Source organism: Xanthomonas cannabis pv. cannabis (assembly GCF_000802365.1).
GTDB classification, from domain to species: domain Bacteria; phylum Pseudomonadota; class Gammaproteobacteria; order Xanthomonadales; family Xanthomonadaceae; genus Xanthomonas; species Xanthomonas cannabis.
Genome location: NZ_JSZE01000011.1, coordinates 12,980 through 38,306, shown reverse-complemented (window position 1 = coordinate 38,306; position 25,327 = coordinate 12,980). Strand labels below are relative to the sequence as shown.

The 25,327-nt window shown below is 58.1% G+C and carries 23 protein-coding genes and 1 tRNA gene; 14 read left to right on the top strand and 10 right to left on the bottom strand.

Annotated elements, in window-relative coordinates:
* From OZ10_RS02795 to OZ10_RS20935, 5 genes are all read right to left on the bottom strand, one after another.
* The coding region (locus tag OZ10_RS02795; RefSeq protein ID WP_039563899.1) for an MAP7 domain-containing protein at window positions 1-3,830 on the bottom strand (3,830 nt) is incomplete at its 3' end.
* Between the two features lie 32 nt (window positions 3,831-3,862).
* The gene (locus OZ10_RS02790; protein WP_011348361.1) at window positions 3,863-4,522 is read right to left on the bottom strand and encodes a DUF1629 domain-containing protein; all 660 of its coding nucleotides are present in this window, start codon (window positions 4,520-4,522) and stop codon (window positions 3,863-3,865) included.
* 244 nt (window positions 4,523-4,766) lie between these two features.
* Window positions 4,767-5,246 (bottom strand): JAB domain-containing protein, encoded by a 480-nt coding sequence (locus tag OZ10_RS02785; protein ID WP_033836108.1) that lies wholly within the window; start codon window positions 5,244-5,246, stop codon window positions 4,767-4,769.
* A gap of 404 nt (window positions 5,247-5,650) precedes the next feature.
* Window positions 5,651-5,875, bottom strand: a complete 225-nt coding sequence (locus OZ10_RS02780) for a hypothetical protein (RefSeq protein ID WP_031422187.1) — start codon at window positions 5,873-5,875, stop codon at window positions 5,651-5,653.
* A gap of 160 nt (window positions 5,876-6,035) precedes the next feature.
* Entirely contained in the window at window positions 6,036-7,175 is a 1,140-nt protein-coding gene (locus OZ10_RS20935) for an Abi family protein (protein WP_236726942.1), read from the bottom strand.
* 626 nt (window positions 7,176-7,801) lie between these two features.
* On the opposite strand from OZ10_RS20935, the gene OZ10_RS02775 reads away from it, so the two are divergent.
* The 7 genes from OZ10_RS02775 to OZ10_RS22005 all read left to right on the top strand — a co-directional run bounded on the left by OZ10_RS02775 (window position 7,802) and on the right by OZ10_RS22005 (window position 14,768).
* Window positions 7,802-9,193, top strand: a complete 1,392-nt coding sequence (locus tag OZ10_RS02775) for a site-specific integrase (RefSeq protein ID WP_039563897.1) — start codon at window positions 7,802-7,804, stop codon at window positions 9,191-9,193.
* Between the two features lie 180 nt (window positions 9,194-9,373).
* Window positions 9,374-10,213, top strand: a complete 840-nt coding sequence (locus tag OZ10_RS02770) for a site-specific integrase (protein ID WP_236726941.1) — start codon at window positions 9,374-9,376, stop codon at window positions 10,211-10,213.
* Window positions 10,214-10,340: 127 nt separating this feature from the next.
* Complete coding sequence (locus OZ10_RS02765; RefSeq protein ID WP_139051262.1) at window positions 10,341-10,964, top strand: hypothetical protein; 624 nt, start codon at window positions 10,341-10,343, stop codon at window positions 10,962-10,964.
* Between the two features lie 109 nt (window positions 10,965-11,073).
* Window positions 11,074-11,904, top strand: a complete 831-nt coding sequence (gene tcmP / locus OZ10_RS20510) for a three-Cys-motif partner protein TcmP (protein ID WP_039563895.1) — start codon at window positions 11,074-11,076, stop codon at window positions 11,902-11,904.
* A 277-nt stretch (window positions 11,905-12,181) separates the two neighbouring features.
* Window positions 12,182-12,925 carry a DUF5131 family protein gene (locus OZ10_RS02755; protein WP_039563894.1) on the top strand — a complete coding sequence of 248 codons (744 nt, stop codon included), beginning with the start codon at window positions 12,182-12,184 and terminating at the stop codon, window positions 12,923-12,925.
* Window positions 12,926-12,938: 13 nt separating this feature from the next.
* The gene (locus tag OZ10_RS02750) at window positions 12,939-14,207 is read left to right on the top strand and encodes a three-Cys-motif partner protein TcmP (protein WP_039563893.1); all 1,269 of its coding nucleotides are present in this window, start codon (window positions 12,939-12,941) and stop codon (window positions 14,205-14,207) included.
* An 87-nt stretch (window positions 14,208-14,294) separates the two neighbouring features.
* Window positions 14,295-14,768, top strand: coding sequence for a GNAT family N-acetyltransferase (locus OZ10_RS22005; protein WP_139051261.1), 474 nt, complete (start codon window positions 14,295-14,297; stop codon window positions 14,766-14,768).
* 49 nt (window positions 14,769-14,817) lie between these two features.
* On the opposite strand, the gene OZ10_RS20930 is transcribed toward OZ10_RS22005, so the two are convergent.
* Together OZ10_RS20930 and OZ10_RS22000 are read right to left on the bottom strand one after the other, a co-directional pair.
* On the bottom strand, window positions 14,818-15,474 hold the full coding sequence (locus tag OZ10_RS20930) for a hypothetical protein (RefSeq protein ID WP_236726940.1): 657 nt from the start codon (window positions 15,472-15,474) through the stop codon (window positions 14,818-14,820).
* A gap of 412 nt (window positions 15,475-15,886) precedes the next feature.
* Window positions 15,887-16,216: a helix-turn-helix domain-containing protein gene (locus tag OZ10_RS22000; protein ID WP_236726939.1), complete on the bottom strand. Its 330-nt coding sequence runs from the start codon at window positions 16,214-16,216 to the stop codon at window positions 15,887-15,889.
* Between the two features lie 104 nt (window positions 16,217-16,320).
* Between OZ10_RS22000 and OZ10_RS02740 the strand changes: the two genes are divergently transcribed.
* The 5 genes from OZ10_RS02740 to OZ10_RS21990 all read left to right on the top strand — a co-directional run bounded on the left by OZ10_RS02740 (window position 16,321) and on the right by OZ10_RS21990 (window position 20,101).
* Entirely contained in the window at window positions 16,321-17,073 is a 753-nt protein-coding gene (locus tag OZ10_RS02740; protein WP_039563892.1) for a hypothetical protein, read from the top strand.
* A 54-nt stretch (window positions 17,074-17,127) separates the two neighbouring features.
* Window positions 17,128-17,442, top strand: coding sequence for a hypothetical protein (locus OZ10_RS02735; RefSeq protein ID WP_039563891.1), 315 nt, complete (start codon window positions 17,128-17,130; stop codon window positions 17,440-17,442).
* A complete protein-coding gene (locus tag OZ10_RS02730) occupies window positions 17,439-17,819 on the top strand; it encodes a hypothetical protein (protein WP_236726938.1) in 381 nt (126 codons plus the stop codon). Before OZ10_RS02735 ends, OZ10_RS02730 begins: the two co-directional genes overlap by 4 nt.
* A 580-nt stretch (window positions 17,820-18,399) precedes the next feature.
* Window positions 18,400-19,245 carry a hypothetical protein gene (locus OZ10_RS21995; RefSeq protein ID WP_139051259.1) on the top strand — a complete coding sequence of 282 codons (846 nt, stop codon included), beginning with the start codon at window positions 18,400-18,402 and terminating at the stop codon, window positions 19,243-19,245.
* A 10-nt stretch (window positions 19,246-19,255) separates the two neighbouring features.
* A complete protein-coding gene (locus OZ10_RS21990) occupies window positions 19,256-20,101 on the top strand; it encodes a hypothetical protein (protein WP_139051258.1) in 846 nt (281 codons plus the stop codon).
* Between the two features lie 332 nt (window positions 20,102-20,433).
* Here OZ10_RS21990 and OZ10_RS02725 read toward each other — a convergent pair whose 3' ends face one another.
* From OZ10_RS02725 to OZ10_RS02715, 3 genes are all read right to left on the bottom strand, one after another.
* Window positions 20,434-21,987, bottom strand: coding sequence for a site-specific integrase (locus OZ10_RS02725; RefSeq protein ID WP_039563890.1), 1,554 nt, complete (start codon window positions 21,985-21,987; stop codon window positions 20,434-20,436).
* Between the two features lie 67 nt (window positions 21,988-22,054).
* Window positions 22,055-22,128 (bottom strand) — tRNA-Gly (locus tag OZ10_RS02720).
* Window positions 22,129-22,246: 118 nt separating this feature from the next.
* The gene (locus OZ10_RS02715) at window positions 22,247-24,031 is read right to left on the bottom strand and encodes an autotransporter domain-containing esterase (RefSeq protein WP_039563889.1); all 1,785 of its coding nucleotides are present in this window, start codon (window positions 24,029-24,031) and stop codon (window positions 22,247-22,249) included.
* Window positions 24,032-24,219: 188 nt separating this feature from the next.
* Here OZ10_RS02715 and thiS point away from each other — a divergent pair, with 188 nt between their 5' ends.
* Both thiS and OZ10_RS02705 read left to right on the top strand, forming a co-directional pair.
* Window positions 24,220-24,420, top strand: coding sequence for a sulfur carrier protein ThiS (gene thiS, locus OZ10_RS02710; protein WP_039405410.1), 201 nt, complete (start codon window positions 24,220-24,222; stop codon window positions 24,418-24,420).
* 48 nt (window positions 24,421-24,468) lie between these two features.
* Window positions 24,469-25,263, top strand: a complete 795-nt coding sequence (locus tag OZ10_RS02705) for a thiazole synthase (protein WP_039563887.1) — start codon at window positions 24,469-24,471, stop codon at window positions 25,261-25,263.
* Window positions 25,264-25,327: the final 64 nt, after the last annotated feature.

Genomic DNA, 25,327 nt, shown 5'->3' with positions numbered 1-25,327 from the left:
GTGTTGATCTCCGCTGAGACATCCATCCCCAGCGCCTGACGTGTGGCGGCGAGCTCCTGGGCCTCCTGCTGGGCTTGCGCCTCCAGGAACTCGTTGCCTCTTTTGATGAGCGCCTGCGTCGCTGCGCTGTTGGCGACTCGGTTCAGCGCTTGCTCGATCGCCAACTCGTTCTTGCTGTCGAGCGCGTAGAGCACTTCGTCCACATCCGGGTCGCCCGTGATCGATTTGCGCTCAGCTTTCGACGAGTCATTTGGCGCATTCCCTTCCCCTGGACCGGCAAAGCGCTGAACTGGAGATTGGAAGGCATCGGCTTGCTCAGCCGCTTCACTGGGCGAGCCGCGACTTGGTTGGTGCGCGCTGAATGCATCCATGCTGCCACCCTCTTGGTCTAGCGCCCTCTTTTGAGCGAAGGGATAAGGTTCTCCGCGCTCGCGATACTCCTTCCATTCCTGGTGGAAGCGTTCGTCTTCCCGATCCGCCGCCTCAATTTCCTGTTGCAGCTGGCGCAGCGAGCGCATGGTCTCTTCCAGGAACAGGGCGCCACCCGGGTCTGCGGCGCTGTGATCCTGCGCTGGGGTTGATTGCGTTTGTTGGTTTTCTGCGTCAGCAGACCCGACGGACACGCGAGTGGCTGCACTGCTTGCCAATGACTCCTCACGCGCTTGCGCGAAGTGTTCTGCGGGCAACACCGGTGCACCATGATCAGCGAGCAAAGCCTTTGAAGGACGGGGCTGTTCAGCCTCGGCTTCTCGCTCAGGCGTAGTAGACGCTCTGGAAAGTGATGCCGTCAACGGCTCTGCTGTTGGGGCCATGGCCCGAACCGGTGTTGCCTCCTGCTCACGCGCCACGTCTTGCTGACGGGCCGACGCTTGCTCCATCTCGGCCTGCTGCGGTTGCACCTGGCGATACAGCGCCAGGGACACCGCATCGGCCTCCGCGCTTTGCAAAGGTTGGTTGCCGGATTTCTGGCCCTCGGGTGCAGGAATCGGCAGGCGCGAGGCATCGCGGCTTTCCACTGCCTGCATTTCCAGCGCGCGTCCCGCTTCTCTTGCTTGATGCGGCTGCGTCCGTGGGTCGGGCGTAGTGTCAGCCGCGCGTTCGCCTGCCTGTTGGTTATGCGCATCTAGCTGCTGGTGGGCATATGCCTGCTGCAACTCGGGCTGCGGCATTTGTTGATCCAGCGCCGCATCTGGAGCGTGCAGCTGAGCGTCCGGTTGCTGCGAGGCTTCTTGTCGTTGCTCTTGTTGCTGCGCTTGCTGAACCTGATGTTCCTGGACCTCAACCCGCGTGGCTTCTTGAGCCTGGCGCTCTTGCTGCTGCTCCCGCTGCTGGTTGTCCTGGGCTTGGCGCTCCTGCGCCTGACGTTCCTGGACATCCCTTTCCTCACGCTCCTGCAGCTCGCGTTGCTGGCTGGTCTGTGCTTGCCGCTCCTGCACTTGCCGCTCTTCTGACTCCCGATGCTGCTCGGCTTGGCGCTGACCTTCCAGCACCGCATGCGCCTGGACCGCCTGTTCGCTCTGCGCCCGATCCTCGTGATCCGGATGTGCCTGCTGGAGGTGTTCGCGCACCTGCGCGGCGTGTTGCTCTTGCGCAAGACGATCTTGCTGTTCGCGTTCTTGCCGCGCCTGCGCCGCGACAGAAGCTTGCATGCGCGCCTGGATATCCAGCACCTGCTGCGAATTGGAAGAGTCAGACGTAGAGCTGTCTGTTTCCCCTTTCGCTTCGGGCGCCCGCGCAAGGGTTGGCGGCTCTCGCCGGCTGCCTTGCGCCTCACTCAACGCCTGCCGGATGTCTTCGCTGCTGGTCACGGCCACCACGCGGATCACCCCATCGCTACCGCGCTGAAGGTGCGCGATGGGGCTGTCATAGCCGTATTGACCGGACTCGTTGCGTTGTAGCTGCTGCATGGTCGGCCCGGTGATGCCGTTGGCTTCCATGGTCCGTTGCGCGGCCAGCGCCACTGCCTGCTGGGTCTGCGGGTTGACGTTCAAATCGACACCTGCGGCCCGGTAACGGTGCAGCAGCTCGTTGTGCTCCATCTGCGCCGCCGTGGGAGCCGGAAGCGCCTGAATCGCTGCCAGGGTCTCCTGGGCGCGCTCCAGCGAGGCCTGGCGCATCTGGTTGGTAAGCTCCAGCTCCGCCGCCAGGTTGCCAGTAGCAACCCCGTCCCTGCCGGCCCACTGCCCAGCCTCGCTCCGCTGGTAGACCTGCCCGTCGTGTCCCAGCACGAGACCTTGCTTGGCGAGGGCGCGTTCCACGGCTGCCGGCACTTCCACTCCATAGGCCTGGGCCCGTTGCGCGGCATGGTTTTCCAAGTAGGCGGCCGCGATGGCTTCGCGCCCGGTGGCAATGCTGCTTTCGATGCGCGCCAAAGCTTCCTGGTTGAGCTGCTGCGCGCGCTCCGGGGAGGCGGTCTGGTGCTCGTAGCTGCCCCGATCGTTGGCACCGGACACAGCGGTTTTGACTTGGCGCTCCCATGCCTGGCTCTCGGGATTGCGGTGCCAGTTCTGGTTGTCCAACCCGACTTGGTCGCTGGCCCGTGCAGGGAGGTTAAACGGGTCCTGGGGCGGCGGGGCTTTGCCCAGCGCCAACTCCACTGCCTTGGCGTTGGCAAGCGCGCCCAGTTCCTGCGATTTCTCGTAGCTGGCCACCACGGGCTGCTCGCCGCTCGTGCGCCGGCCATCCGGAGCGAGGTCGATGGCAGCTTCGCGCTGCCAATTGCGACCGTTGAACTGCCACTCCACGCCCGCTTTGTCGGTCTGGTGGTAGATGGCGCGGTTGTCCAGCAAATCGGCGCCTTTGTCGAACGCTTTGCTCATCAGCAGCGCGTCACCGACTACCAACGCCGCGGGCACGAAGCCGCTTCCGCCCAGCGCTGCTGCCGTGGATGCACCTCCAGCCCAGCCGCCGACGTTACGGGCCAATGCATGGGTGACCTCGGACTGCGCGGCCGTGGCATTGCCCTGTTCCAGCAACTCGGCGGAACGGCGGGAGGTCAACACTGCGTCTGCCCCCGTCGCCAACAAACCGCCCGAACGCGCCAGGCTCCTGGCCGATGCCTCGCCCAGCAGCACTTCCAGGGACGCCGAACCGCGCTGGCCTCGTGGGACGCGCAGATTGTCTGCGGCCTCCTCACCCAGGGTCTGCTCAACCTTAAGGATGCCCTGCTCGGACAAGACCACGCGCCCATCGTGATGGGCATTGGCGATGGCGAGCGACAAGCCGCTGCGCTGGAGCTGGATGTCCCCGCCTCGCACGATGGCGGTTTTGCTGACATGGATCTGGTTTAGCGCGGTGACGATGCGCGACTCGGAATGCGCAACAGCTCCCCAGCCGTGGTCCACCCCCGTGAAGCCCTTCAGGGCCTCGATTTGCTGGGCATGGGTTTTCTGGTAGGTCGGGATATCGCGGAAAAAGTCTTGAACCTTTTGATTGGTCTGTGCAGGGGTTAAACCAACGGGCGTATTGGTGTTCAGATCACCATTGATTAGTCCTACTTTGACGGTATCGCGTAAGCGCTCGACACGCTGGACAACACGATCCATCGCGGCTGGGTCACCCTCCAACATGGCTTGCCCATCTCGGGACGCGTAAATATCTTCAAGGTGATCAAGTAGCCCATACTGGTAAGCGCCAAGAGGGCCGCCGCTATGTGGCGTGATTCCCATCGTTTGAGCGAACGTGGGGTTGGCCGGCAGAAACAGTCGGTTTTCCTGTGCGTGGATGTCAAACTTCCCTGCCCGTTGCAACTCATCAAGCAACTCGCTGTTCTTCAGCGTTTGCTGTTCGATGTTGTGGTGATCCTGGAAAAGTGTTCGGTAATTCGGCACGGATCAGGCTCCTTGTCGCCTTGCGGCTCGGCCTAGCGGTTCACCACGTCGTAGAACCAGAGGCCGTCCGACTGTCCATCGGTGCCGATACCGGCTGCAGTCACAGCATCCTTGAACACTCGATCACAAAAGACGCCACCGTGAAATGGCAGTCTGAAGACGTGTGCTGCCCCGAGCACATCGCTTTTGAAGGCCAGCCGCGAGCCCCCCGCCAGGCTGTAATGTTTACCAGCTTCGTATTCGTCACTGACTTTGATGTCGAGGTAAGAAGCATCTTCATCGAGTGCGTCTACCGTGCGGACCACATCGCACAGGTAGACGTTTGGCCCCTTCGAGCCATCGGCCAAGCGATAGTCGGTCTCGGCAAACTCGAACGCCGCAGGATCTACCATCTCCATCACTCGACGTAGGCGCTCTGACACCAGCCAGTAGCCACTGAATCCCCCTTCCAGGTCTTGGGGAGGCACGCCTTCACTGGGGTGGTAGACCAAGCGTGGAACCTCGCGCAAAGCAGGAAACCCGCCATCCTTTGGCCTCAGAATCAGCCTAGGCGGAGTGAGGAGCGCCTTTCGGTTCTCAAAGACAACCCCATGACCTTTCCCCCCGCGTCGAACGTCTGGCTGCAGGTGGAAGAACTCCCCTTTCTTGGGCTCATTGATCATTGCGGTATTCATGCGTTGCGTCCAGTCCATAGGCTCTAATTCTTCAAGTTCTTCTACAACAGCAAAGTCGCCCACAAGCCAGCCAAAGGCGTCACTAAGGGCGTCGGCGATACCGTCTTCGCTCTCGCACTCGACCGTGGCTTCCATCGGCAACGCGGGACGCTTGCCATCGGTCTTCCAGACAATCCCTCGCACGTGAAACGTTTTCATTCCGCTCCTTGGGGACATCTGCCTTGGCAGTCTAGCTTCGGCAGACCGCACAGGTGAAGGGGGGCTATGCCCACCCCCTTGCCGCCAGGCTGACGCTCTTCTGGCCGCCGATAACCAAGTGGTCCAGCACTCGGATGTCCAGAAGGTTCAGCGCCTGCTTCAGGCGTTCGGTGACCTTGCGGTCTGCTTCGCTGGGCTCCGGATTGCCCGAAGGGTGGTTGTGGAAGAGGATGACGGCGACGGCGTTGAGCTCCAGGGCACGCTTGACGACGACTCGGTTGTGGACCTCGCAGGCATCGGTCGTGCCGGTGAAGAGGTGCTCGGTGGCCAGGATGTGGTGCTTGGTGTCGAGGAAAACGACGCCGAAGACTTCGTGCGGCAGGTGGGCGCAGCGGGCGACCAGGTAGCTGCCGGCCTGCTCGGGGCTGTGGATGCGGCCTTGGCGTTGAAGGCGTTGCTCCAGGATGGTCGCGGCAGCGAGCAAGATGCCTTCCTCGTCCATCTGGAGTTGGTATTGGGCCTTCAGGTCTTGGGTGCGCTTCATCGGTTCTTCTCCACCAGCGCGTTATGCGCCTCGTGGGAACCGACAGGCGAAGCGTCCGGCCCGACCGCACCCGGGAGTGAGCACCGCGCAAGCGGCGCGCAGCGAAGGGCCGCAACAGAGCGTCAGCGTCGAGAAGGAGGCTCGCCCTTGCGGTCGGGACAGCTGAGCCAGGATTCCCGTTAAGAGGCCCAGCGTTGGTGGAGACAGCATCATGCATGCATCCCAAGCTTGCGGGCCAAGCGGCGTTCGGATGGACGGGGTGACCGATGTCAGCAAGCGATGACTGGGCTGTGCAGCCAGTCATGGGCTACTGCGGACCTATGCGTGCTTGCCCTGCGCTACATCGCTGCGCATGAAGAAGCACGCAGGCATGGGGATGGGTCGGTCCGAACCGAACCGAGGACTCAGACGTGATCGCCCAAATTTTCAAGCCCATGCCAAGACAAGATTTCCTCGGCCCGACGGCCGACGAACTGCGCGTCCTCGCTCGTCCTCGCCTTGCTCTCGATGGCAGCAGCCATGTTGGCAAAGGCTTGCCAAAAATGACGGCGGTCAGGACTTGAGGCCCGCAGGGCGGGCACCGCAGCATCCAGGCGTTCGAGGTGACGGCGAAGCTCGGCTCTGTCCATGGGCCTGAGTATCGGCAGTGCGGTCTCACCGCTTGAGACGCACCGCAGCCAGCACCGATCAGCATCCCGCCGCCGCTCGAAGGCTGCTGTGAATCTTCTCGGCCATTTCCTTTGCCTTCTTTCCGCAAGACTTCTCATTATAGGCCATGCATAACTGCTTCTACTGCCAGAAAGGCTCTAACATCCACTCATCGTGACAACCCAAAGACTTGATGTCGCAACCAGGCACCGCAATTTTCGGAAAGCTAGCTAAATGATCTCGGAACCGGCGGGACCAAGAGGTAGATGGACATATGGCTTGCATCAGATAGGATATGACGCAAAAAGTTGCATATGGCCGATACTTATTTATATTATGAAGAACTGAATCAAAAATCTGGATTTCCCCTTTTAATGGAAACTCCGGATAATCAATCATATTCCTGTTGAAGAGCCTGCCATGGTGTGCGGCAATATTCCTAATGTAGTTCACGGCGCGCAACCATGTCTCCATAATCGATGAATCCTTTACGCCAAATCTCTCAGAAAGATCCGATCTATCCTGAGGCCTCATCCCACCATAGAATCGGGAGAGCAGGCCAAAATCCCATATTTCTATAGCCACCCATATCGGCAACGGAAGCCCGTATGTATCTTTATAATGCTTTACAAAGTCTTCTTTGGATCGCGCCGTCGTTTCACCCAATTTCTCCAGCCAGACCTCATGATCAGTTCTACCTTGAGGCCCCCTTCTTTTCTTGGAAAAGTGACCATGGAGTTCGTTCGGATCACAGTGAGCAAATGTGTTTCGCTTCCCTAATCCATAGGCGATATCGACTCTTAGCGCGACCTCAATCCTCTCAATGGCATCGAGAGCGAGCATTCTTAATCGCTTATCGAATACGTAGAGTTCTACAGCGCTCTGAAAGGAGGCCCCTTCATGGAAATCGTCTTCAACCTTCCTCGAAAATTTTCCATCCACCGTCACGATTGTGGACTTTCGGAACGGATACCAGTAGGCACTTAGCCGGTAGTATCCGAGTCTGCGCAAATAGGATAGGGCGGCATCATCATCCGTGACTTCCAGGCCGCGAGCTTTGAGGCTCTCCAACTGCCTCTCGTAGGTCAGATGTGGACGCGTATAAGTAGACACTTCCGAGCCCTCCTTCGCCCAACAGAAAACCCACCCGTAGGCGGTGGTCTGCCAAGAGGGGTGGGTCGTGTTGGGCACAGTTTTACTCAGCGCTAAGCGCTTGTCAAGCAACTGGATCTCTAGGGGTAAGGAGACTGGCAAAGGCTTGCTAGAAATGCTGGCGATCATGCTAGAGGCCCCCAGAGCGGGCACAGCAGCATCCAGGCGTTCGAGGTGACGGCGAAGCTCGGCTCTGTCCATGGGCCTGGGTATCGGCAGTGCGGTCGCACCGCTTGAGACGCCGCCAACGCCACACAGCTAGCCATCTTCAGGTGCCGAGATGGCGCTGCTCAAGCGCCCCGCGGGGTGAGCGACCATTGGGTCCCACGTCCGGCAAGCTCAGACTGCACTCCTGGCATTCGTCGCACCATCGGTGTCGCGCCCTATCGGATCAGAAAGTTCCGATCCAGGCATATCGCTGCTTTGAATATAAATTCAGACTAACAATAATAATCTAACATTTAACTTAAATTCATTCTAAAAATCGAGCGACGAGCTCATTTAGTTAGCTTATTTACTGCAAACAGTACAATAATGCCAGGTCAAATCACTCAAAAATATTTCGCCAACCAGATCTAAATCATTGAATTACATGGATCTGCCGGGTTGGAACCGGACATAATAATTTTGGCGCAAGTCCATGTGGCACCGTTGCGGTAGAGTTTGCTTCAGGAAAAGAAAAAAATTGCCCGTTTTGATTGACGAATCTCCGGGCTGTTTTATCACTACTTCCATTGAAACAATGGAAGCAAGCAATGTCCTCTATCGTCCAGCAACAGCTCCGCGATTACATCACCTCCCCGTTTGGGCTCCTACAAATCAAGGATGTCCATGTCGGCAACGTCCGGGCCTCCGAAATCAACATTACGGGTCGCGAAGCCGCCATCCACGCCCTGGAGCTCTTTGACCGCGCGGATGAGCGCTCCCGTAGAGTGCGCCTCAGTAAGAATCGGACGCTCTACCCCGAGCCCCTACCCCTCTGCTCTCCTGCTCGACTGCTGTCGGTCGAGATCTCGGACTACCTCGGCCATCGCGAGCGGTGCTGCCTGGCAAAGGAAACCGTCGACGACACGGCTCGCACGCTGAAGCTCCTACGGATTGCCTGTGGTGACGTTCCTGTCTCGCGCATCGACCACGCTCACATCTACAAGCTTTGGGACCTGATGCGTTGGGCACCACCGCTTCTGCTGTCCGACTTCAAGTATCGGGACTACACGTTCGAGCAGGCGGTTGCCCTTGGCAAAGAACTTGGCGTGACGCCGCCCGCTCCCGCCACGCTGGAGAAGCACCGGCGGTTCCTGGTGACCTTCTTCAGCAAGCTGGTAAAAGCCAAGGCGATTCCCATATCGCCGATGGATGCGTTCCCGAAAATCAAGAAAGACCTGGTCGTGGACACGAACAAGCCCGAGCGCTTGTTCGACGAGGAAGAGCTTCAGCGCATCTTTTCACCCAAGACGTTCCCGGCCTGGGCCAAGAAGTATCCGCATCGGTGGTGGCTGCCCATGATCTCGCTCTACACGGGCGCACGCATCAACGAGCTCGCTCAATTGAAGGTCGCGGACATCGTTGAGGAGGCCAAGGTCTGGTGTATCCGCATCCAAAAAACGGTCGACGCCGATCTCAGGCATAAGGATCGAGACAGGAGCCGTCAAAGCCTAAAAGGCAAAGCAGCAGTTCGCACCCTGCCCATCCCGAAACCATTGCTGGATGCTGGTTTCCTGGATTTCATTGAGGACATCAAGGCTACTGGCCATCCCAGACTCTTTCCGCATCTGTCTGCGGGCGTGAACCGGGAAACGGGTGAGACCAATGCGCGCTACAGCCAAGGCGCGGTGAACCAGTTCAGCAGCTACATGAAGACCTTGGGCTTCGGAAAGGGGATCGGCGCTCACACCTTCCGCCACACGCTTGCCACCGAGCTTCACCACAAGAACGTGTCCGACCAAGACATCGCCCTCATTACCGGCCATTCGCTGCGGAAGAACGTGCCCGTCTTGCATGACGCGTATTTCCACAAGAAGCCCAAGCTTGCTCGGGCCACGCAGATCAGAATTCTGGGGAAATACAAGCCGCCGGTTGAGCTGCCCAAGTATCGCCGAGGACAGTTCGCCGAACAGTTGTCGGATCCCCGCAAGTTCTACCCCTGACCGCACCTTGCTTTGATATCGCGACTTGCGATCTTGCTGCCGCGTCATCGCCGCAGCAAGGTCACTTGTTTCGACCATCCGTTGCTAAGCAACTGAAAACGGATGCCAGCGACCAAGTAGCGGGCTCAAACCTCAACGCCCTTCTCCACCCTTCCTTCTCCACCCTTTCGGAATTCAATCATGAGCATCACCAGCACACCTACTGCCGAACAGCTGTCCTCTCTCCTCAATCAACGCCTACCTGGCAAAGTAACCTTTCGAACACCTCGCAGCACCGCAAGCACAGCATTTGTTATGAATGCCGAATCTCACCGCCAACGCCCGCAGCGTCTTGCTGAGAGCGACCTAGCGACGATCTTCGCATCTCCGGCCTACGATCAATGGGCAGCCAACGAACCGCTGCTTTTTTGGCCCCCCTTGCTCGGACTCTACATGGGTGTCCGGGCATCGGAGGCGGCTGCGCTGTCTATCGACGACATCATCGAACCCGCCGGGCTGATGTGCATCGTGCTCAAGAATCGGGCTGCGCCGGAATCGGAAAGCGCCACTGCCTCCAAATACCGAACTCGACAGAGGCATAGCACAGGGTCAATTCCGGTGCCGAAAGTGTTGCTTGATGCCGGGTTCCCGGACTACGTCGCAGCCATCAAAAGCAAGGACAGGCGGGAACTCTTTCCCACCAGCCAGAGGGAGCGAACAGCCGACACAGCCGCATGGCTTAGGAGCAATTTCGCTCGATACTTGCGCTCTCATGGCATCAAAAAAAGCGGATTCTCAGCGCTACGCCAGACCTTCGGAGAGCGCTTGATGGATGCTGACATCAGCTGGGCTGATAAAAGGGAGTTGGCCCGAGCGTCAGAGCGCCACTTCCCGGCTTTTACGTGGTTCTTTTACCCAAGTTGTCGGATGAAGAGCCTGAAAAAATCGCTGAATAAGATCTCCTGTGATGGTCTGACCTTGCCACGCTTTATGGGCGACCAGGTGCTTGTGCGCACGCATGGGGCTGCCCGTTACAGGTGACTCTTCCAGCCTCTCAGAAAAGCGAAGTAGGTCGCAGAAGAACGGAATCCCCGCTTGTGCTACCCAATTCGTTTTGCACTAATGGCGAACATAAGATTTCTCCCTGCGACCAAAAGGAGTTTGATGCATGTCGAAAATCACTTTGATCAACCAGACCAACGAGACCGTTCGCCCTGCGCTGTTTCAGAAGCCGGTCATGAATCCCACACTCGCAACCATTGCTTGGCAAGTCGTTGCACCGCCGCCAGGCGGCAGCTCAACGGTAGACATCCCGTCTGACTTCAGTGTGCAGGCGCGCTACTCCAACGATCCGACCAACCCGAGCAATCTGGATACGTCGACTAGGCCGGTGAGCTTTTCGGAAACCACCGCTGCGTTCTCGATCGACCACTTTGTGTTGCAGGACGGTCGCGCAAACGGCGCGGTGATCAACCAGACCTTCACTCATCTATTCCCCGATAAAGTTTGTGTCGTCAACAACTACAGCATCGGCGCTGAAACCGCGATCTACCGTGGTGGCGATGCGATCTATGAAGCGCAGGTGATCTGGCCTGGCGGCCTGTTCTTGGAAGACCTCCGCACCAACATGTATGTAGCCGTCATCTCCCAGTTCACCTACAAGGGGCAGCGCCTGGTGCAGGAAGAACTGAGCTTGACCGAGACCGAAGTCCTGGAAGGCGGCACGCTGATCGTGACTGGCTCGATGTGGACAGGCTATTCGCTCAGCGCCGCAGAAGTTGAGGCTGCTTGAATTCTGTCTTGACCAAGCCTGGTCTGCAAAAAAGGCTTGTAGCGCTCGATGAGCAGTAGCGTTAGGATTTCCAAGCCAAGCTTCATGCTCATGGTCAAAAGGGGGAAAAATGCCGACAAAGCGCACGGAAGAGCGTTACGAAATTGATCCGCACGACGGGTTAAAGGCTGAAGTTGTTGGAGCCTGGGCACAAGAAAAGCATGCGCGCTTGCGTCACTACGTCGACATCAGTCGCGCCGCACGTAGAAAATTTGACAAGAATTCCACTTACATTGATTTGTATTGCGGGCCTGGTCGCGCGAAGATCAAGGATACAACAATATTTATTCCTGGCGGGGCGCTGGCTGCCGTTGACGCAGCACGCAGCGTGCCCTTTGGATCCATCCATATCGCCGACCTTGACGAGGCCAATGTCCAAGCATGCAGGCATCGTATGGGAGTCAGTGGATTCGGCCCAGTGAATCACCTAATCGGGCGAGCGGAAGACACTGCGAAATCTGTCGTGCCCAAGCTCTCACGCACAGGGTTGCACTTCGCGTTTCTCGACCCTTACAACGTGCAATCACTTCCCTTCGAAGTTCTAAAAACTCTGGCTCAGATGAACCGAATGGATTTACTGATCCATCTGAGTGCCATGGATCTCACTAGAAATGTAAAGCAGTTGATGTCTAGCGGTGCCCTTGAACTGTTCGCACCTGGATGGCGCGAACACGTCGACCCCGCAGAGAGAAACGACTTGGTAGTGCGGGCCGTGGTTCGCCATTGGTGCAACCTGATTCGTCAACTCGGCTACGAGGATGTAAGCGACCGGCTGGAACTCGTATCGGGCAAAAAGAACCAGCCACTGTATTGGCTAGTCTTGGCCTCAAAGAACGAGCTGGGTCGTCGGTTCTGGGGCGAGGTGAGCAATGTGACACCACAGCATCGCCTGCCCTTCTAACACGCCCCACGGGGACGCATGCAGCGGCTACCCGCAAGAGCTCGGCAAACAGGTGGCAGGGAACGGACACCCGTGTGGGCAGCTGCCGCTCTGCTTAGCGTCCGGGCGCTGTGTTTGGCAGGGCTGGCCAGTCGTCGCTGCACTTTCGTCCACAGGCTGGGTGGACGCGAACCTGTGCTTGTATCTTTTAGCCTACAGGTAAGCCGGCTACACTTCTCAGCGAAAAGGCGATTCCAATTGGGCCGCCCGCATCACCTGAAGTCCTGAGAGCACTGCTATGACGACGTCTTCCCGAATTGAGTGGACCGAGCAGACGTGGAACCCAATAGTCGGGTGCACGAAGATTTCTGCTGGCTGCAAGCATTGCTATGCCGAAGTCATGGCACGGCGGCTTCAGGCCATGGGAACGCCTGGTTACGAAAACGGGTTTGCCTTGCGCTTGATCGAAGAGCGCCTGAGCGACCCCATGAAGCGCAAAAAAGCCACGATCTACTTCGTGAACTCCATGTCCGATCTGTTCCACGAGAAAGTGCCGTCCGAATACATTGATCGGGTGATGGACGTGATTTCTCAGACTCCGCAGCACAGCTACCAAATTCTGACCAAGCGAGCCGCGCGGATGGCGCGCTACTTCAAGAGTCGCGCTGTTCCCAGTAACGCCTGGCTTGGTGTATCAGTTGAAAACCGGCGTCACGGTGTGCCGCGCATTGACTACCTCCGTAAGGTAGATGCCAAAATTCGCTTCCTGTCCGTCGAGCCGCTCCTGGAGGATGTTGGTGAGCTGGATCTGTCGAACATCCACTGGGTCATTGTGGGGGGCGAATCCGGCGCCAAGGCACGGCCGATGAAGCCAGAGTGGGCAGACGCAGTCCGTATCCAGTGCGCAGAGCAGGACGTGGCTTTCTTCTTCAAGCAATGGGGTGGCTGGGGCGCAGATGGAAAGCGACGTGCTAAGGCTAAAAATGGACGGCTTTTGAATGGACGCACATGGGACGAAATGCCCATGCACGCAATGATGTAGGAAGACCGCACAGATGACGCTTGCTCCTTACACTTGGGATGATGGAGTTCCGGCAACGATCCAGCAGCACAGCATCGCCAAGCATGAAGTGCTGCGAGAGTATCTGGTCGCCTATCTACAGACTCTGGTAACTAGACCTGCCCAAGACGCACTCAGCGTCACCTTAATTGACGGCTTTGCTGGGGGAGGCGTCTACCAGCACCAAGACACAAAAGAAATTGTTTTAGGGTCTCCGTTCATTTTTCTAGAAGCCGCAAAGGAGGCAGAGGCATTAATTGCTATTGGCCGACAAAAACCTTTGCGATGGAACTTGGACTACTTCTTTGTCGAGAAGAACAAGAAAGCGCATAGGCATTTGAAATACGCGCTTGAGGAGCGCGGCTACGGGTCCAGGATCGACAAAGACATTCACCTCATCAATGATTCTTTCAACAAACATGCCAGCAACCTAATTCAGTTCGTCAAGCAAAAAAGCCCGATCAAGGGACGTTCGATCTTTCTCCTTGACCAGTATGGCTACTCCCATGTTCCTGCCTCTCAAATCAGAGGCATATTTCACACCCTCCCAACTGCGGAAGTTATCCTAACTTTTGCTGTCGATGCTTTTATCAACTTCGCGTCAGACACTGAAGCCACACGGCGCATCCTGGAGCGCATCGACCTCCCAGACGTGCTGAAGGGGCGAACACTAGAAGACATCAAGCGCGTTGAGAAAGACTTCCGGCTGTATATCCAGAGCTGCTTTTACAAGGAGCTAGTGGAGCAGTGCGGCGCCAAGTTCTTCACCGTCTTCTTCATCAGGACTACCGGCCATGGTGACTATTGGCTAGTTCACCTCTCGCAGCACCCTAAAGCGCGAGATGTCATGACGACAGTCCATTGGAGCAAGAATAACCACTTCATCCACTATGGGGATGCTGGCTTGGACATGTTCCACACCCTTGGGTATAGGGCCAGCGCTGACTCGCACTTTACGGGACAGAACGAGCTTGGCTTTTGCTTTGATGAGAATGCTAGCAACGCCAGCGTCGACGCTCTGGTAAATCAGCTCTCGCCTCTAATCCACGCTCAGCCTGAGGGAATCACGTTCGGCGAACTCTTTGCTACGCACTGCAACAGTTCACCAGCAGACGCTCAAAAGTATCGCCTTGCACTCGAAAAACTCATCGATTACAAAGAAGTGACTGCGATCTCGAAGGACGGTGCACGCAGGTTGCGTGCAACAACCATCACTGGCAGCGACCTTCTTAAAGTATCTAACCAGAGCGTTTTTTCGTTTTGACCACGGCATGCGGCTTGAGTGTCGAGATATCGACGATGTTGACGGATTTCCTCGTCTTCCAACTAGGAGGTTAACCACATGCCGAGCATGACTGACCCCAGCACTGCGATGCTCTCTTTCCAAAAGGCCTTATTGGCTGGTGGCCTGCGCCTGGAAAAAGGCCGCGTCACTCCTTCAGTTCACTTCCACATGGACCAAGCCGCGGGCAAAGGTCGCTTTACCTATGTCCAACTCGACAGCCAGACAGTCGTAGCTTTTGCAACTTTCGTTCAAAACGGCTACTTCAATGACCGCCCAAATTTTGCAGCAGGCTATGCCATTCCGGAAGCTTACCGCAATCAAGGACGCGCGAAGTCCATCTTTAGAGCCGGCATTGCCGAACTTCAAAACGGCTTCAGAGGGCATCCCCCTTTCTACGTGGAGGCTGTGGTGAGTGGGAGTAACTCGGCATCATTGAAGGTAGCCGAGGCAGTCTTAGGCGGAAGACCAGAGGCCTTTAACGACGACCACTCTGGTGAGCCCGCACTTCGTTATGCACGCCTCTTCCAGACCGCCAGTTAGCTTAAGTCACAGGCTTCCAATTACCTAGGGCATTGTTTGAGTGACGCCTTTATGGCTTTTGCATCGAGGTCGTCGCATCAGCGCTCTCAGGCATTGAGCCACCGAAATCCCCCAACAGCCGATATACGAAGCTGGGATGCCCGTTACGATTGCTCTCCGTCGGTCGGTGCCTAACTAGACTCCATTCGATCAGTTGGGAAATGCCGGCACTGATGTGTTCCGGCCGCACTCGCGAGTAGCGCTGCAATGTTTCATGCCTTGCCAATGCTTCACTTGTTTTGCCGTCGCGTAAGTAGAGCAGCACCGGCAGCAACTTCCACGCTGCCAAAACAGACACTCCCCGGTTGAACTTCAGCTGGAGCGCTTGACGAGTTGCTTGATGTGGGACTTTTCGAAAAGCGTTCGGCGCATGAAGTAGCTGCGTGTATCGATTCCGATACCCATCGCGATCCACTTGCAGCACTCCAGCTGCCTCCAGAGCACCCAGCGCGCGCCCCAGCATGGGCCTAGAAAGGGCTGTCTGATCTTGAAGGAATGACATCCCCATTTCGACTTGTCGGGTAGCAAAGTTCACTTCGAGCGCCAACGCAAAGTAGACCTTATGGGCAGCAATGTGGGTGCCTATTTCTCCGCCAGCCCCAGTGAGGGAAGCAAGCTGAGCCGACTGCACGGCCGCCATTGGGAAGCTTCCCCAAGTTGCGCTCATTCCTTTCGCCCCCTGATAGCAGCAAGCACCACGTATAGCGACATCCCGACCAAGCTTAGGGCCATCACAGAGAGTAGAAATGCCGCTGCAAAGACAGGGTCCGTTTGCGACGCCACGCGTTCAAAGAAGTCGAAGATGGACTGGAGAAGTGCCATAACTTGCCGCTCAAAGGACCGATGCTGCAAGTTTTCTCTTCTGTATCACCAGTATCTAGATAGAGCTACAGTCAAAGATAGCTCGGAACCGCCAGCAACTCCATGATTTTATTGAGATAAAACCAATTCGTTCGCTCTAAAAGATGGTTCATGGCAGGCTCCGTCTATGTCGTCCTGGTGAACCATGTTGCCGTGTGAGAAGCATCTGGAACATCTATTCAGTAGTCACCGCTGATGCCCCCTGAGCGACAGGTCAATCAGAGCGGTTGGGCTGCTCGCATCAAGGCACCGATAGCGCGAGATCGCTCTTCAGGAGCCATCTGCGAGAGAGCTAAGATTACCCTTGCGATGTCGTCGTCCTCGGCGACCAAGTAGGCCATCGGCACCCCCAACGTGTCGGCCAGCTTCCCCAGCCCATCCAAGTCAATGCCACTGGTCTCGTTCTCGTAGCGATTGACCCGGCTACTGGCCAACTTCTTATCGAGTCCCATCAGCACCCCCAAAGCCCGCTGGCTTGGGATGCCTTGCAGTTCCCGAGCCTGTTTCAGGCGGGCAGCAAAGAGAGCTCGGGGGGAAGCCTTCGGCACGTGAACGAATGTTGAAAAGTTGGCCGGACAGCATGACTTGCTCCTCCACTGCATGGCAGACTCTTCATGAAATGTAGCACCCTCCACCAACACACGGGGATTTCATGAAGACCGCAAGGATTGCAGGCGCTGCCCTGCTCGCATTGACCGTGGCCGGCGTCGCCCAGGCCCAGGGCGCACAAGAACAGAAGCCGGGCTTCTTCCGCCAGCTCGGAAAGAACTTGGCTGACTCGGGCAAGCAGATGGTCGGCATCCAGCCGAACGGCGACACCAAGGCCGGCAGCCAGGGGACGGGCTCGATCTATGAGCCCCTCAGCGGCGCCGGAAAGCTGCCCGGGCTCTTCAGGGGCGACAACCATCAGCAGGCCCAGCTCGGGAAGTTGGACTGGCCCCGAGTTGCATTGACCTTCACCGAGTGGGGCGCTTCCTTGCCCTGCTGGACCGCAGAGGCCCGCATCTGGACCAGCCCGACGGCATCGAGCGTCGAGACCTTCCGCACCTGCTTCGATGCCGCGGTGACTGAAACTGACGACCTGGGCGATACAGCGGAGCTCAACAGCGCTGCCCTGTGGAAAGGCCGGGACTCGCTCAGCGGCATCCGTGTGCTGCCCAGCAAGCCCAACACGGGCGCCCAGCGCTCCAACGGCCCCAACCCTCCGGCCCAGCCGTTTGTCGTCAATGTGAGCCGGCCCGGCGTGGCTGACCGCGCCGTCGATGTCGCCCTGCGCGTGGCGTGGGTCTCGGGATTCATCCAGACCGCAGATCTGCATCCCGGACCGTCGGGGATGCTGACGCCCTTCAAAGACACCAGGCTCTGGATTGCTGCCTTCAGGCCCGACGGGAACCGCGACAAGTAGTAGGTCCCGGCTTGGCCCGCCTTCCCCGTCACCATCCCTCAAAAAAGGAACGACATGAAAAACGCATGGATTGGCCTGGTCGCGTTGACCATGGCCTTGGGCCTGACCGCCTGCGGCGGCAAGCCCTCATCTGACAATGCCAAGGAAGCTTTTATCCGACTGCTGAAAGACAGCGGCGCCGGCCAGGTGACCGACGTCCAAAACTTCGAACTGACCGCCTGCGCGGAAGCGGAAGGCGCCGATGGCTACCGCTGCGACACACGCGGCCAGGCAGTGCTGAGCATTGAGGGCCGGCAGGTGCCGATCCCCGTGAACAAGAACTTGCGCTATGCCAAGAGCGATGGCATCTGGAGGGCCTACGCCAAATGAAGACCGAATCGAATCCGATGGTTGGGACTTCCGCTGGCACCCTGATTGGCCTCTATAGGGATGGCGCAAGGCGCGCTGCCCCTAAAAAGGTGACCACCCCGCACAACCGGTTCTTCTGGTGGTTCTCGCTGAGCCTGCTCTTCCTGGGCCCGTTCGGCTTCATCGTCGGGCCGCTGATGGCTCGCCGGGGCCTGCGGAAAGCGGAGCGGCTGTATCCGCAGGAGGCCGGCGCAGCTCGGCGGCGCGACCAGGGATTTACGGCTGCCCAGTGGTGGGTCATGACGCCGCTGGCCGTGATGGGAGCTTTCTGGGTCGTGTCAGTGCTCAGCGGACTACCAATGGTGCTATTGGTGTTGTGGTTGCAGCTGACCAGCTGAAGATCACTCGCGCCAAAGCACCTAAAACGCACGGTGGTCGACAAGGCGCGTCGAATTCTGTGGGTGTTAGACACATACTGTGCATCTCAGAGGGAAATATCTGGCTAGTCCCTATGCGCCAGCCACTCCTGTAGCGGAAACGAGTTGAGGCTCCAGGAAAGGCGGCATGGCACGTTCCAGGCACGTAGCGAAAAGACCGGGGAAAGGTCAAGGCGTCAAGTCAAGCTATACTTGACGAGCAGCAGATGACACATTCACATACTAGTTGACAAGGCGTGCCATCTACCGTAACCATGAGCGTCAACAGGAACGTAGATGATGAAGATGATGGGTTGACAGACTCATTCAGACCAGCTACAATTTTCGGCTAAATGGAAATTAGTCCAAAGAATCAGCAGATCAATGAATCTGACTACTTCTAGGACGCTTGCCGGGGGCCAAAGTGATGGAAAAGGTTGAGGTTCTCTTTTTCATACGACGTCCGCAAGTTAGGGAATCTCAAAAAAGTACCATTTAAAACTAAAAACCACTACCCTGCGTAGTGGTTTTTTAGTATGGGCGGGTATAAAGGAATAGCCAAATGAATACTACAGAAATCCAAGCGGGCAAGATCCTGAGGCGGCTGCTCCAATCAGGGCCAGAAAAAGCTGCAAGACTGAAACAACGTCTGATAGCGGAATATGCTCTGGCGGGCCTTGGACGCTTTGACGAAAAGGCGATGGGATACAAAAAGTTTAAAGATTTCCTAGAGCGCTCACAGGGAGGGTTGGCTTCAATTTCAACTGCGGAAGGGGGCGATATAATCGTCAGCCTTAATCCAAAAGCTGTAGTTGAACCCTCAACACCGATTCAGCAAAGAAAATCAGTTGTTATTAGAAGCGATGTTTGGCAGGCCTTCTTAAATCAGGATGCCTCCAGAAAAAGATTTCTCAACAAAGATTCGTTTGATGTTGTGCACTTCAAAACTGATGGAGAAAATTTTTTAGCACCTGACCCCTCAAAATTTCTCGAAATACTTCCGTTAAGCAAAGACATTTTGAAAAAATGGATGCTCGAATTCTTGCGAGACACAAGAATCGCTGAAGATCATCGATTAATTCTTGATGAAATGCTAAACAACGCCGAATACTCCAGCGCATTGAATCTAACTTTTACACAAGCGTTAGGAGAAAATGCTCCTCAATGGAAGTCTTTCAGAATAGAAAGGGTTTATCGGGAGATATCGCAATGGTCGGCTGCTAACGGAATTGATGCAGCACATCTTTTGGTCCAACAAAAGCAATGGACTACTGATTCTCAAGCGGAAAAAATTTCACACGTTCGAGAGCACATATTCAAGCTCTTAGAGATAACTTCCGACGCAGATCTCGAGAAAATAGTTCTTCCCATATTGGTAGCAACGAGCCTCATCCGCACTCGCACTTAAGGAGCGCAAAATGAGCACTGCATGCATAATTGGACTTCCTCGAGAGCTGAGAACACGCTTCATCACACAAGCCGGCCTTTATGACCTAGATGCAACATTGGTTATAGCCGAGAGAACCAAGAGTGGAGAATATATTATAGTTCCTGATCCAAGCCATGCTGCTGCTGCGGTCCATGCTTATCAGAACTCACACGACGACTATAGCCAAGTAAGGATTTTTGCCCTCCCCTATGCCCCACTTCCTTTTGAGCTCCGAAAGGAACTGATTGAAATCAAGGACATCCAAGGGCAAAAAAGTGACGGCATGGATGAAGTAAGCTGGCCAAAATATACAGCCTTCGCTGAACATGGGGATTTCTTAGATGCTTTATATCAAAAACTATGCGAACTTTTTTTTCCACAAGAATCACTTTTATCTGAAAAAATAAAAGCCATAGCTCGCTCAGCAAAAAACCTGAAGCTCTTCGATAATGCGTTTGAAACTTGCGACGAAATACCAAAACATCGCTTTGACTTTGCCATAAAGGCGACATTTGCCTTAAGAGATCTTGTTAGACATAACAAATCAGAAGGGACACTTGCCAACTACTTTAAAAGCCGAGGAGTTAAATATGCAGCAACCGGCGGCGGAATTAAGTATAACCTGACCGTCCTCAATGAGGATAAGAAAATTCACCAGGACGAAAAAGAGGATCATCTCAAAGAAGGTGATGCTACCACCCCCGCTGCGGCAACTCGGTATTACTTTCAAGCGTTTAGAATTGAAAACAGTTTTCATGCCGCAGTTTTCTATATTGGAATTCACCGAGATGAGCGAAACAAAGAGGTGATTTACCACAGGACATTAAAACTCTAAGCCCCGTCAAGCGCTGAATAATTCACCACAACCGTTTAAGAAAATTATTAGAAAAGAACTCCGTGCAATCCGCAGTCGGTATAGGCTTCGACAAACTGGACAATGCTGCATAACGTGCCGCATTATTCCCCAGGCGATGTGCCCGCTGCCTCGCCGAGGGTATCCAACTTCGTCGCCAATGAATGAACTCGCAGCGTGTCTCCCGAGCATCGGCCACGCCTCGCCAGCTATGGGCTAGCTAAATTGGCTTCGCTCCCACTCTAGTCATAACGTTGTCAGGTAAAGTTCATACGCGACTAGCTAAACGGCTGCTGGCTAGACTCCATAACTAACTATTTCAAGTTTTCCGCAAACTTTCCAGAACTGTAAATAGGAAGGGACAGTAGCGGACTGAACCTAGCAAGCGTTGCCACCCGGTCCGGCAGGCTACGTCGATCGATGTAGAACTTCTCCAACACGGTCTGCCCAGTCCCGTGGCCAGTGAGCGCTCCAATCGCTGAAGCCGAGACCCCCGCCTCGTCGAGCTTTGAAGCAATGGTATGGCGGAACCCGTGGAAGCCCTGCCCCTTCTCCGCCACCCCTTGTCGCTTGATGTAGACCGAGAACTGGCGACTCAGCTGCCGCCCGTAGCCCAGCCCTGTCGAGTTGGGCAGGTCCGGGAACAACCGCTCGACCCCAGCTTGCCTCGCCTCTTCCACGTAGGTGAGGAACCCGGCCTCAATGACCGGCTGAGCCAGCGGGATGAACCGCCGGCTGTGCTTGTTCTTGATGCTCTGCTTCTTCCCGATCTTGCGGACAAAGAAGCCGGGCACGCCGTCGATGGCGTCGATGTCCTCCAGCCGGAGCTGCGCGATCTCGTTGACGCGAGCTCCCGAGTAAAGTCCCAAGATCGGTCCGAACCACCGATGCGGGTATTTCGACGCCCACTTTGGGAACTCCACCGGGTCAAAGATCGCCTTCAACTCGGCGTCCGTGAAAGGCGAACCCGTGTCTTCCGAGTCCGGCGTGGCGATCGCCCGGATGCCCGCCAGCGGGTTCACCGCCAGATGCTTGCCCTCGACCAGCGACACCAGGAAGACGCTCAGCCGCTGCCGGTGCTTGGCCATGGTCCACGCCGCCGGCTCTGGTTCCTCGTTCTTCTTCGCCAGCTTGATGACCTCGGGCACCGACAGGTCTCGGTAGGCCGGCCGCTTAGTCGCATTCGACGGCCAGTAGCGCACGCCCTCGAAGAAAGCCCGGACGTGGTCTTGGCTCAGCGAGGCCACGGGAACGTCTTTGCCGATGATCCCGGCAAACAGGCGCAGCGTGTGGCGGCTTTCCAACACGGTCTTCTGATGCAGACGAGCCCCGGCCAAGTCCCTCAAATGATCGACCATCGCCTTCGACAGCATCAACCCGCCTGCAGACTTGCCTGTGCTGTGCTCATCCGCGTCCCAGTTAATCTTCGGACGTTTGGGCATCTTTGGGGTGACGATGTTCGAGGATCCGTCTGCTCCAGCTCTGGCCATCAGGTCGCCAAACAACGCCGCATCCGTGGGCGTGTCCAGCTGGGCTTGGGCGATGCGAGTGCCGTTGGGCAGCTTCACATCGTGCAGAGTCAACTCGTATATCTCTCCATCCCGAATCTTCTTCAGCAGCTCGTCCACGTCCACGGCAATCCCTTTCCGCATGGCATCGAATGCAATCGATAGTGCCATTCCCATCGTAGCCGCCGCCAGCCTGGCGTGGTCACCACGACGGTTTCCCAACGAGCGCACAAGGTAACGCGAGCCAATGGAGGCCCGAAGATCAGTGGGAACAAAGAAGCGCGCATACAGGCCAGCCGAGCGCGAAATCATCAGAGGCTTGGGCAAGATTGATACCTCGATTGATACCTCAAGGGGCATCGCTCGGAATCATCAATCGGCCGGAATATCCAGCCAAGTCAGACACTTAGAGACTTGGCGGAAGCTCTGGAGCGGGCGATGGGAATCGAACCCACGTCAGTAGCTTGGGAAGCTACAGCTCTACCATTGAGCTACGCCCGCACGGCGTTGGGAGAGTTTAGGCGGGTGTAGGCATCGGACGCAATGCGCAGACGTGACGAGGGCCGGTTGCCCGGCCCTCGTGTCTTGCAAGGTGCTACCTGCAGCGGTTCGGCGTGGCTCAGAAATTGCCGCTGAAGTTCACGAACAGCGTTGCATCGCGGGCACTGCGCTGGGCGGTGGTGGTGCTCAGGCCGACGTTGCTCTGCAGGCCCCACAGGCCGGTGCGGGCGCCCAGCACCACGGTGGCGTAGTTGCGGTCGAAGTTCTGGCCCGGGACGGTGTACATGCCCACTTCCGGCATCGACTGCAGCCAGGCGCTGGCTTCGCCACCGTCCTTGAACTCGTGGTCGTAGGTCGCCTGCAGGTACGGCTTGATCGCGGCGCCGTCCAGGCGCACCTGGAAGCCGACGCGGCCGACCAGCGAGTCGATATCCTGGTCGGCATAGCCCAGCGCGGTGGCACTGGCGTCGCTTTCGGTGTAGCCGTCGAGCTTGATCTTCTGCCAGGTCAGGCCGGCCACCGGGCCGTACTTGACGTTGCCTTCGCCCAGCGAATAGCCGGCGTTGAGCGCGGCGGTGAGATTGCTGCCGTCCGGCGAGCCGCTGTGCACGCGGGTCGCTGGCCCCAGCTGCACTTCACGGTCCACGTCGTAGCTCAGCCAGCTGTAGCTGACCTGGGCGTTGACCCACACCGGGCCGGTGTACCAGCCGAAGAAGCCGCCCAGGGTGGTGTCGTCCTGCTTGAAGCTGCCGTTGCGGTTGCCGAAGTCCGCGTCCATGCGGCCGAAGCCGGCAAAGCCGCCGAACACCAGGTCGCCGGCCGTCCAATCCACGCCGAACAGGCCGGCCGGGGCCATGCCGTCGTACAGGTCGGCGTGGTCGTAGCGCTGCATGTCGCCGCGCACGCTGCCCCACCAGCGCAGCCCGTCGGCGTCCGGCTTGCCGTCCAGATGCCAGGCCACCTGATCGGCACGGGCGCGACCACCGGCCTGCGCCGAGTGCGTCAGCACCTGCTGCAGGCGCGGCGCTTCCAGCAGCGAAATCGCGTACTCGCCCAGGATCTGGTGCACCGCCGTGGTCGGATGGATGCCGTCGGCGAAGACGTAGGTGGTCGGTGCGTTGGCGGCGACCAGGCTGGTCGGGTTGCAGGCCGGCAGTGGCAGTGCCGGGTTGCAGGCGGTGTTGGTGATGTTGGTGAAGCCGAAGGTGCCCGGCGCGGCGACGATTTCCTGCAGCATGTGGAAGGTGTCGAGCGGGATCACGCGCAGGCCGGCCGATTGCAGCCCGTTGAACAGCGCGGTGTTGTAGGTGGCGGCCGCTGCGGTGCCCTGGGCCATGGCGGCTGCGCCGCCGGCGCGGAAGCGCGGGGTGATGCCGATATCGGGAATGGTCGGCACCATCACGTAGCGCGCGCCGGCAGTCTGCAGCGTGGCCACGGCGCCCACCTGGGCGGTGACCGCGCTGCCAATGATGGCCTGTGCCTGCGCCGGCACGGTGGCCGCGGCCAACAGGTCGTTGGCGCCGCCCCACACGCTGTACAGCGCGTTCGGGTTGGCGCGGCCGCCATTGGCGGTGAGATAGGTGTTGATCTGGCTGGTCACCGACGGCGCGGCGCCGAGTGCGCTGACCGAGCTGGCCTGGATGCGCGCGCCGCCGGCAGCGTAGTTGTCGCCGGTCTGGCCATTGCCGTTGGGCGCTGCGTTGGTGCCGAAGTGGTCGCCGACATATTCGGCCCACACCCAGCCCGGGTTGGTGGTGAACTTGCCGGTGACCGGGCGCGAAGCAGCCGGCAGCAACGGGGTGTAGTAGCCGCTGTCGGTGAGGCTGTCACCGAAGAACACGGTCTGGTCGAAGGCCTGCTCGGCCATGGCCGGGGTGGCCGCGATAGCGATGGCGACCGCCATCAGGGAGCGGATCGGGCGAAGTGTTGAAGCCATGGGAGTGCCTGCTTGAAAGTGGATGGGACCGGACCGGCCTGCATACGTACGCCGGCGAATGGCAATGGTTTCACCCTCGCCGCCCGCGCTCACGCTGCATCGCCGCATAACGCAAAAACGCGCGCCCCGACGGCGCGCGATGCAACAATGATGACATGAACATTCAACTCAACGGCGCCCCGCGCACGCTCCCCGACCACCTGCCGCTGGCCGCCCTGCTGGAACAGGAAGGCCTGACCCAGCGACGCGTGGCAGTGGAGGTCAATGGCGAAATCGTGTCGCGCGGGCGGCACGCCGAGCATGTGTTGCGCGAGGGCGATGTGGTGGAGATCGTGCACGCCTTGGGCGGCGGTTGATGCCCCGCGCGGCCGGCGCATCCGCGCCCGATCGGTGATAATTGCCGCATGACGAATCCCGCCCCCTCTGATGCGCTGGTCATCGCCGGCAAACGCTATGGCTCGCGCCTGCTGACCGGCACCGGCAAGTTCAAGGATCTGGACGAGACCCGCCTGGCCACCGAGGCCGCCGCGGCCGAGATCGTGACGGTGGCCATCCGCCGGGTGAACATCGGCCAGGACCCCAACGCGCCTAGCCTGCTCGACGTGCTGCCGCCGGAGCGCTACACGCTGCTGCCCAACACTGCCGGCTGCTACACCGCCGACGACGCGGTGCGCACCTGCCGGCTGGCACGCGAGCTGCTGGACGGCCACAGCCTCACCAAGCTGGAAGTGCTGGGCGACGAGCGCACGCTGTATCCAGATGTGGTGCAGACGCTCAAGGCCGCCGAGCAACTGGTGGCCGATGGCTTCGAGGTGATGGTCTATACCTCCGACGATCCGATCCTGGCCAAGCGCTTGGAAGAGATCGGCTGCGTGGCGGTGATGCCGCTGGCCGCGCCGATCGGCTCCGGCCTGGGTATCCAGAACAAGTACAACCTGCTGGAAATCATCGAGAACGCCAAGGTGCCGATCATTGTCGACGCCGGCGTAGGCACCGCCTCGGACGCGGCAATCGCGATGGAGCTGGGCTGCGACGGCGTGTTGATGAACACCGCCATTGCCGGCGCGCGCGACCCGATCCTGATGGCCAGCGCGATGCGCAAGGCGATCGAGGCCGGGCGCGAAGCGTTTCTGGCCGGGCGGATTCCGCGCAAGCGCTATGCATCGGCATCGAGCCCGGTGGACGGTGTGATTGGATGAGTCGGTGGTCTGCGTTGACATTGCGGCCGAGGCGCAATGATCGGCAGTCCGGCGTGCCGGATAT